This window comes from Caulobacter sp. 17J65-9, assembly GCF_010975005.1.
GTDB lineage: Bacteria > Pseudomonadota > Alphaproteobacteria > Caulobacterales > Caulobacteraceae > 17J80-11.
Map to the genome: position 1 here is coordinate 1 of NZ_JAAIVC010000157.1, position 8,755 is coordinate 8,755.

An 8,755-nucleotide genomic window follows, 5' to 3' on the forward strand; every position below is an offset into this window, starting at 1 on the left:
GCCTGGGCCGGCGCGCGCGGCCGCGGCGCGCCGCTGGAGGCGGTCGAAGCCCGCACCGACGAGATCGGCGCCCTGGCCCGCGCGCTGCGCGAAGCGCGCGGCGAGGCCGACGACCTGATGGCCACCCTGGAAGATCGGGTGCGCGAGCGCACCGCCGAGTTGGAAAAGGCCAACCTGGCCAAGTCCTCGTTCCTGGCCAACATGAGCCACGAACTGCGCACGCCCCTGAACGGCGTGGTCGCCACCGGCGACCTGCTGGTCAAGGAGGCCCGCAGCAAGCGAAGCCGCGAACTGGCCGAGCTGGTCGCCGCCTCGGGACGCCTGCTCGAGCACGTGCTGACCGACATCCTCGACTTCTCGAAGATCGAGGCGGGCGAGATGCGCCTGACGCCGATCGCCTTCGACCTGGACGGCTGCGTGCCGCGCATCGCCGAGATCCACCGCAGCGCGGCCGAGGCCAAGGGCCTGACCCTGACCTGCACGGTCTCGCCGGCCGCGCGCGGGGTGTGGGTCGGCGACGAGATCCGGGTGGCCCAGATCCTGTCCAACCTGCTCAGCAACGCGGTGAAGTTCACCGAGACCGGCGGCGTCACCCTGGCGGCGGACGCCGACGAAGCCGGCCTGCGCCTGACCGTCTCGGACACCGGCATTGGCTTCCCGTGCGAGGAGAGCGAACGGATCTTCCGCCGCTTCGAGCAGGCCGACGCCTCCACCACGCGCAAGTTCGGCGGCACGGGCCTTGGCCTGTCGATCTGCGCCTCGCTGTGCCGGCTGATGGGCGGGTCGATCCAGGCGCGCTCCAACCCCGGCGAGGGCTCGACCTTCACCGTGGTCCTGCCGCTGGCGCGGGCCGAGGCCTCCGCCGTGGCGGCCCAGGCGACCACGGAAACCGCCGGGCGGGAGGGCCTGCGCATCCTGCTGGCCGAGGACCATCCGACCAACCAGCGCGTCGTGCGCCTGATCCTGGAGCCGGCCGGGGTCGAGCTGACCGTCGTCGACGACGGGCGCAAGGCGCTGGACGCGTTCGAACGCGGCGAGTTCGACGTCGTGCTGATGGACCTGCAGATGCCGGTGATGGACGGCCTGGAGGCCACCGCCGCCATCCGCGCCCTGGAAATCAGCGCCGGCCGCGCCCGCACGCCGATCGTCGCCCTGACCGCCAACGCGCTGGACGAACACGTCGCCGCCAGCCGGCAGGCGGGGGCCGACCGGCACGTCAGCAAGCCCATCCACGCGGCGGTTCTGCTGGGCGTTCTCCAAGAGTTGACCGCCGATCCGGCCTCTGTGAGCGCAAATCCGCATCGCGCCGCCTGAGCCGGTGGTGCACACGTCGTAAACCTGCGCTATGCCGTTGAAACGGCCCGCGTCTTGCAGCCTGACGCCGGGTTCGGGGGGTGACGTGCGATGTTGATCGAAGGCGAGATCAATCCGGTTCTCGTGCTCGCTATCCTGGCCGTGACGGGCTTCGCCCTTGCGGTGCTGGGATTCGCCCTGGCCGCGCGCGCCGCCCAACGCCACCGCGACGCCACGCGCGAGCTGGAAACCACGGAAAAGACCTCCGATCGGTACGAGCGCCGGCTGTACGACATTCTCAATTCGGTGCCGGTCGCCCTGGTCGAGACCGACACCGCGGGCAAGTTCACCTTCGCCAACCGCGCCGCTCACCAACTGTTGGGCCGCAAGGATTCCGAGCTGATCGGCCTGCGCTTCCACTCGGCCACCTGGGGCATCACCTATCCCGACGGCCGGCTGATCCCGCCGGATCTGCTGCCGGCGGCCCGCGCGCTCCGCGGCCAGACCGTGAAGGGCTTCCAGCACGTCATCGCCAACCCCGGCACCCGCAAGCGCATTCTGGTGTCGGTCACCGCCATGCCGGTGCTGAACGGGGTCGGCGAAGTGATCGGCTCGACCTCCGCCCTAGTGGAGACCGAGAACCTGGTCCAGCCGGAGGCCGTGGGCGACGACCTGGGCCAGCAGTATTTCGACGTGGCCGGCGTGATGCTGCTGGTGCTCGGCCCCGACGGCAAGGTGCGCGACGTCAACCTGAAGGGCGCCGAGATCCTGGGCCAGACGGTCGAGGACGTAGTCGGCCAGAACTGGATCGACGCCTACCTGCCGGAGGAGCAGCGCGTCGACGCGCACGGCTTCTTCAAGGACGTGGTCGAAGGCCGCCGCGACATGCCCGAAGAGGGCGAGGGCTGGATCGTGCGCCCGGACGGCGCGCGCCGCCTGATCGCCTGGCGCGGCAAGGTGCTGCGCGACGAACGCGGCGAGGTCACCGGCACCCTCAGCTCCGGCCAGGACGTCACCGAAGCCTACGAGGCCGAGCAGCGCTGCCGCGAATTCGATACCGCCCTGCGCCTGGCCGAGGAGGCCGGCGGCGTCGGCGTGTGGAGCTTCAACGCCCGGACGAACGAGGCGCAGGTCAACGGCCGCATGGCCGAGATCTGGGGCGTCGAGGCCCAGACCTACGCCGACGTCGAGCAGTTCCTGGCCCGCATCCACCCGGACGACCGTCCGTCGGTCGACGCCGCCCTGGCCGCGGCGCGCAGCGGCGCCACCGAGACCTACGAGGCGGAGTATCGCATCCTCAGCGAAGACGGCGGCGTCCGCTGGCTGGTCGGCCGCGGCGAACCGATCCGCGAAGGCGGCGAGATCGTCGGCATGCGCGGCGTCAACTACGACGTCACCGACCTGAAGACCGCCCAGGCCGCCGCCCTGGAGAGCGAAGCCCGCTTCGGCGAGGTGGCCGACGCCGCCCCGGCGCTGATCTGGCTGTCGGGCCCCGACGGCCAGGTCACCTGGCTGAACCGCCGCTGGCTGGAGTTCACCGGCCGGACCCTGGAGCAGGACCTCGGCCACGGCTGGGTCGAATCCATCCACCCCGACGATCAGGCGGCCTGCAACGACGTCTACCTGGGCGCCGTGCGCGAGCAGGCGTCGTTCCGGCACGAGTACCGGATCCGACGTCACGACGGCGAATGGCGCTGGGTGCGCGACTTCGGCGAGCCCCGCTACGACGCCGAAGGCCGCTATGTCGGCCACGCCGGCGCCGCGCTGGACATCACCGACCAGAAGCTGGCCGAGGACGCCCTGCGCGACAGCGAGGAGCGCTTCCGCAGCTTCGCCGAGACCTCCGACGACGTGGTCTGGATGCGCGACGCCGCGACCGGCCGGATGATCTTCATCAACTCGGCCTGCGAACGCGTCTGGGGCGTCTCCCGCGATGCTCTGATGGACGACGCCCGCGCCTGGCGCTCGATCCTGCATCCGGACGACGCCGAGGGCGCCATCGCCGGGCTGGACGCCGTCCGCCGGGGCGTCAGCCAGGTCCTCCAGTACCGCGTCATCCGTCCGACCGACGGCGAACTGCGCTCGGTCGAGGCCAAGGCCTTCCCGATCTTCGACCAGAACGGCGCCGTCATCCGCCTGTGCGGCGTCGCCCGCGACGTGACCGACTCGGTGCTGGCCCGCGAGGAGCTGGAGCGCCGCGTGGCCGAACGCTCGCGCGAGCTGGAGGCCAGCCTCGACGAACGCCGCAAGACCGAGACCGCCCTGGCCCAGGCCCAGCGGCTGGAGACGGTCGGCCGCCTGACCGGCGGCGTGGCCCACGACTTCAACAACCTGCTGACCGTCGTCATCGGCGCGCTCGACATGATCCTGCGCCAGGCCGACAAGCCCGAGCGGGTCCGCCGCCTGGGCGAGGCCGCCCTCGCCGCCGGTCGCCGCGGCGAGCGCCTGACCCGCCAGCTGCTGGCCTTCTCGCGCCGCCAGGAGTTCAAGCCGGAAGTGCTGGACCTCGGCACGGTGATCGCGGGCTTCGAGCCCATGCTCAAGCGCGCCGTCGGCGAGGCGATCGAGCTGAACGTGGAGATCGATCCGGACCTGGGCGCCGTGCGCGTCGACCCGGTCCAGTTCGAGGGCGCCCTGCTGAACCTGACGGTGAACTCGCGCGACGCCCTGGGCGACAGCGGCACGGTGCGCATCGTCGCCGACCGCGCCCGCCTGGCCGACGGCGAGCTGGCCGACACCCCGGCCGGCGACTACGCCCGCGTGCGGGTGATCGACACCGGCGCGGGCATGAGCGCCGACGTCATGTCGCGCGCCTTCGAGCCGTTCTTCACCACCAAGGGCGTCGGCGAGGGCTCGGGCCTCGGCCTGGCCCAGGTCTACGGCTTCGCGCGCCAGTCCGACGGCGGCGTCAGCCTGGAAAGCACGCCGGGCCAGGGCGCGACCGTCAGCCTCTACCTGCCGCTGACCGACGAGACCCCGATCCGGGTCGAACCGCACGCCGAACCCCGGGAAGAGCGCCCGCTGGAGCGCGGCCGCCGCGTGCTGCTGGTCGAGGACGACCTGGGCGTACGCACCGTGGTCGAGAACCTGCTGCTGGAGCTGGGCTCCTCGGTGCTGGCCGCGCCGGACGGTCCGGCCGCGCTGGAGGTGCTGCGCGCCAATCCGGACGTCGAACTGCTGATGACCGACCTGGTCATGCCCGGCGGCATGAGCGGCGTGGACCTGGCCCGCGCGGCCAGCGCCGAGCGCCCGGGCCTGAAGATCCTGCTGTCGACCGGCTATTCCGGCGAGACGCTGGAGGACGCCCACGCCCCGGAATGGCCGCTGCTGCGCAAGCCCTACCAGGCGGAGGAGCTGTCCCAGGCGGTGCGCAAGGCGTTGGCCTGAACACGCTTCGAGGCTGAAACGAAAAACGCCCGCGGGTCCGACCCGCGGGCGTTTTGCTTTTCACCGCTCGTCGCCGTTCACTGGAAGAACAGCGGCGACTCCTTCAGCTCCTTGATCTTGGCCGGCGGCGCGGCCTTCAGCACCACCCGCTTCTTCGGCGCGGCGGGCTTCAGGGCGGCGAGGAAGGCCTTCAGGTCGGCCGACGACTCCGCCGCCCGCTCCTCGTTCAGCATGTGACCGGTGTTGGCGTAGATCACCAGCTTCGAGCCCGGGATGGCCTGGGCGAACTTCTGGGCGTCGTCGACCGGGACCAGGCGGTCGTTCTGACCGTGCAGGATCAGGGTCGGCGTCTTGATCGCCGCCAGCCGCTCGGGCGTGGCGAAGTTGCGCTTGTCGAAGCCCAGAGCCAGGTCGAGGACGATGTCCCGGTGGCCGGGCGCGCGGTTCAGCTCGACATAGCGGTCGACGGTGGCCTCGGTGATCAGGTCGCCGTTCTGGTAGGCCTTCTCCAGCCCTTCGCGCATCAGCCGGCTGGCGTCGAGGTCGCGCAGGGCCGCGCGGCCCCACGGTCGGGCCATCAGCTTCATGACCTTGTCGCCGTCGCCGCCTTCGCGCCGGGTCACCGGCCAGCCGGAAGCGGAGACCAGCACCAGGGCGTCCAGCCGCTCGGGCCGGGCCAGGGCGTACTCCCAGGCCACGTTGCCGCCCATCGACTGGCCGACCAGAGTGAATTTCGACAGCTGCTCGGCCGCGGCGAACTCCTCGAGCATGGCCGCGTAGGCCTCCATCGAGGGCTTCCAGTTCGCCGGCGCCCGGGTCAGGCCGTGGCCCGGCAAGTCCAGCGAGATCACCCGGTAGTCGCCGCCCAGCTGCTTCACCCAGGGCTCCCAGGTGTGCGCCGAGGCGCTGAAGCCGTGCACCAGGACAATCACCGGCGCGTCCGGCTTGCCCTCGTCGCGGAAGTGCACCCGCACCCCGCTCGGCAGCTCGACGTAATGCGACGCCGCCGTGGCGTATTTCTTTTCCAGCTCGGCGTACGGGATGTCGGGCTTGCGCAGCGACAGCCACACCGCGAGCACCGCGACCGTGACCAGCGCCACGATCACCAGGGTCGCCTTAAGCAGGATCCCCAGCACCTTCATCGCAGTCTTTCCCCCCACAGACCGGACAAGACGGATCCGCGCTCACCCCCACAGTCCGCGCGGTCCCGGCGAGACCGTCATAGAGGAAGAGGCGTCCGGTCAAGGCCTCACCCGCCGTTGAGAGAACCTTGATCGTTTCCAGCGCGGCCATGGAGCCCATCACACCGGCCACCGCGCCGATCACCCCCACCGCCGCGCAAGTCTCTGCATCCGGTGGGATCTCAGGCACCAGGCAGCGGTAGCAGGGCCGCCCGGCGAACACCCCCAGCTGCCCGCTCCAGCGCCCGAGCGCGGCCGAGACCAGCGGCCGGCCTTCGGCCACACAGGCGGCGTTGACCGCAAAGCGGGTGGCGAAGTCGTCGGTGCCGTCCAGCACCAGGTCGTAGCCGCGCACCAGCTCGCGCGCATTGCCGTCGTCCAGGCGCAGCGGCAGGGCCTCGACCGCCACGTGCGGGTTCAGCGCCCGCAGCCGCTCGGCCCCGCGCTCGGCCTTCAGCTCGCCCAAGTCGTCGACGCCGTAGAGCACCTGCCGCTGCAGGTTCGACAGGGCCACCGTGTCGGGATCCAGCAGGCCGATCCGCCCCACCCCGGCCGCCGCCAGATAGAGCGCCGCCGGCGCGCCGACGCCGCCGGCCCCGACCAGCAGCACCGAGGCCGTCTTCAGCCGCTGCTGGCCCGGGCCGCCCACTTCGCGCAGCATCAGGTGGCGGGCGTAGCGCTCGACTTCGTCGTCAGTGAAGCTGGACATGGAGGCCCCCGACTTGCGCATGCGCCCTCGCCCCGCCACTTCTGCCCGGATGCAGAACCGAGACGCTTTTCCGGACTGGCATGGAACGACCATCCTCGCCGTCCGCCGGAACGGGAAGACCGTGATCGCCGGCGACGGCCAGGTCTCCATGGGCCAGACCCAGATCAAAGGCAACGCCCGCAAGGTCAGGACCCTGGCCGGGGGCAAGGTGATCGCCGGCTTCGCCGGGGCCACCGCCGACGCCTTCACCCTGATCGAGCGGCTGGAAGCCAAGCTGGAGCAGTATCCCGACCAGCTGGCCCGCGCCTGCGTGGACCTGGCCAAGGACTGGCGCACGGACCGCTACCTGCGCCGGCTGGAGGCGATGATCATCACCGCCAACCGGGATTCCATGTTCACCCTGACCGGGGTGGGCGACGTGCTGGAGCCGGAACACGGCGTCACCGCGATCGGTTCGGGCGGGGCCTACGCCCTGTCGGCGGCCCGCGCGCTCTACGACAACACCGAGCTGGACGCCGAGACCATCGCGCGCAAGGCCATGGCCATCGCCGCGGACGTCTGCGTCTTCACCAACGGCAACCTGACCATCGAAACGATCGAGAGCTGACCCGCGCATGACCGAGTTTTCCCCGCGCGAGATCGTCTCCGAGCTCGACCGCTTCATCGTCGGCCACGCGGACGCCAAGCGCGCCGTGGCCGTGGCCCTGCGCAACCGCTGGCGCCGCCGGCGCGTGCCGGAGGACCTGCGCGACGAGGTCACGCCCAAGAACATCCTGATGATCGGGCCCACGGGCGTCGGCAAGACCGAGATCGCCCGACGGCTAGCCAAGCTGGCCCAGGCCCCGTTCCTGAAGGTCGAGGCCACCAAGTTCACCGAGGTCGGCTATGTCGGCCGCGACGTCGACCAGATCGTCCGCGACCTCGTCGAGTCCGCCATCGCCATGGTCCGCGACAAGCGTAGAGCCGGCGTGCGCGCCCGCGCCGAGGGCCTGGCCGAGGAGCGCATCCTCGACGGCCTGGTCGGCCCGGGCTCCGGCCCGACCACGCGCGACAGCTTCCGCAAGAAGCTGCGCAACGGCGAGATGGAGGACAAGGAGATCGAGATCGCCCTGGCCGACACCGGCTCGCCGCTCCAGAACTTCGACATCCCCGGCCAGCCGGGCATCGGCGTGCTGAATTTGTCGGACCTGCTGGGCAAGGCCATGGGCGGGCGCACCAAGACCGTGCGCATCCCGGTGCGCGACGCCTGGGCGCCGCTGATCGCCGAGGAGAGCGACAAGCTGCTGGACCAGGAGGCCCTGACCAAGGAAGCCCTGCTGCTGGCCGAGAACGAGGGCATCGTCTTCCTCGACGAGATCGACAAGGTCGCCGCCCGCCAGGAGAAGGCCGGGGCCGACGTCTCCCGCGAGGGCGTGCAGCGCGACCTGCTGCCCCTGATCGAGGGCACCACCGTCTCGACCAAGTACGGGCCGGTGAAGACCGACCACGTCCTGTTCATCGCCTCGGGCGCCTTCCACGTGGCCAAGCCCTCGGACCTGCTGCCCGAGCTGCAGGGCCGCCTGCCGATCCGGGTGGAGCTGAAGCCGCTGTCGCGCGAGGACTTCCGGCGCATCCTGACCGAGCCGGAGGCCAACCTGATCCGCCAGCACCAGGCGCTGATGGCCACCGAGGAAGTCACCCTGACCTTCACCGAGGACGCCGTCGACGCGATCGCCGACGTGGCCGTGTCGGTGAACACCTCGGTCGAGAACATCGGGGCCCGGCGGCTGCAGACGGTGATCGAGAAGGTGGTCGAGGACCTGAGCTTCCGCGCCTCCGACCTGTCCGGCCAGACCGTCACCATCGACGCGGACTACGTGCGCGAGCGGGTGGGCGAGCTGGCCAAGAACGCCGACCTGTCGCGCTTCATCCTCTGAACGGCCGGTCTGGCCGCATTGCGGGCTTGTAACTGGGCGGTTGACCGACCTGGGCGGTAGGGCTTTCGTCGCCTTCGGGGGACCTCGATGAACGCCTTTCGCCGCCTGGCCGTCGCGCCGCTCGCCGCCGTCTTGCTGACCAGCGCCGCCGTCCCGGCCGTCGCTCAGGAGGCCGCGCCCGCCACACCGACGGCGGCCGCCGATCCGGCCCAGACCACCGCCGGCCGCTCGACCGCCGCCCTGCTGGCCGCCCTGAACGGCGACCACGC

Annotated in this window: 7 protein-coding genes; 5 read left to right on the forward strand and 2 right to left on the reverse strand. The window is 71.2% G+C overall.

What is annotated here, in order from left to right:
• The coding region (locus G3573_RS17710) for an ATP-binding protein (protein ID WP_163263024.1) at positions 1-1,314 on the forward strand (1,314 nt) is incomplete at its 5' end.
• A gap of 90 nt (positions 1,315-1,404) precedes the next feature.
• Positions 1,405-4,680 (forward strand): PAS domain-containing sensor histidine kinase, encoded by a 3,276-nt coding sequence (locus G3573_RS17715; protein WP_163263025.1) that lies wholly within the window; start codon positions 1,405-1,407, stop codon positions 4,678-4,680.
• 77 nt (positions 4,681-4,757) lie between these two features.
• Here G3573_RS17715 and G3573_RS17720 read toward each other — a convergent pair whose 3' ends face one another.
• Together G3573_RS17720 and moeB are read right to left on the reverse strand one after the other, a co-directional pair.
• Entirely contained in the window at positions 4,758-5,822 is a 1,065-nt protein-coding gene (locus G3573_RS17720; RefSeq protein ID WP_163263026.1) for an alpha/beta hydrolase, read from the reverse strand.
• Positions 5,797-6,591 (reverse strand): molybdopterin-synthase adenylyltransferase MoeB, encoded by a 795-nt coding sequence (gene moeB, locus G3573_RS17725; RefSeq protein WP_240454785.1) that lies wholly within the window; start codon positions 6,589-6,591, stop codon positions 5,797-5,799. The genes G3573_RS17720 and moeB overlap by 26 nt, the downstream gene beginning before the upstream one ends.
• Between moeB and hslV the strand changes: the two genes are divergently transcribed.
• The 3 genes from hslV to G3573_RS17740 form a co-directional block, all read left to right on the forward strand.
• On the forward strand, positions 6,584-7,177 hold the full coding sequence (hslV, locus tag G3573_RS17730; RefSeq protein ID WP_163263029.1) for an ATP-dependent protease subunit HslV: 594 nt from the start codon (positions 6,584-6,586) through the stop codon (positions 7,175-7,177). The genes moeB and hslV overlap by 8 nt on opposite strands.
• Before the next feature lie 7 nt (positions 7,178-7,184).
• On the forward strand, positions 7,185-8,486 hold the full coding sequence (gene hslU, locus G3573_RS17735; protein ID WP_163263028.1) for an ATP-dependent protease ATPase subunit HslU: 1,302 nt from the start codon (positions 7,185-7,187) through the stop codon (positions 8,484-8,486).
• Positions 8,487-8,573: 87 nt separating this feature from the next.
• Positions 8,574-8,755: hypothetical protein (locus G3573_RS17740; protein WP_205598335.1), on the forward strand; the 182-nt coding region annotated here is incomplete at its 3' end.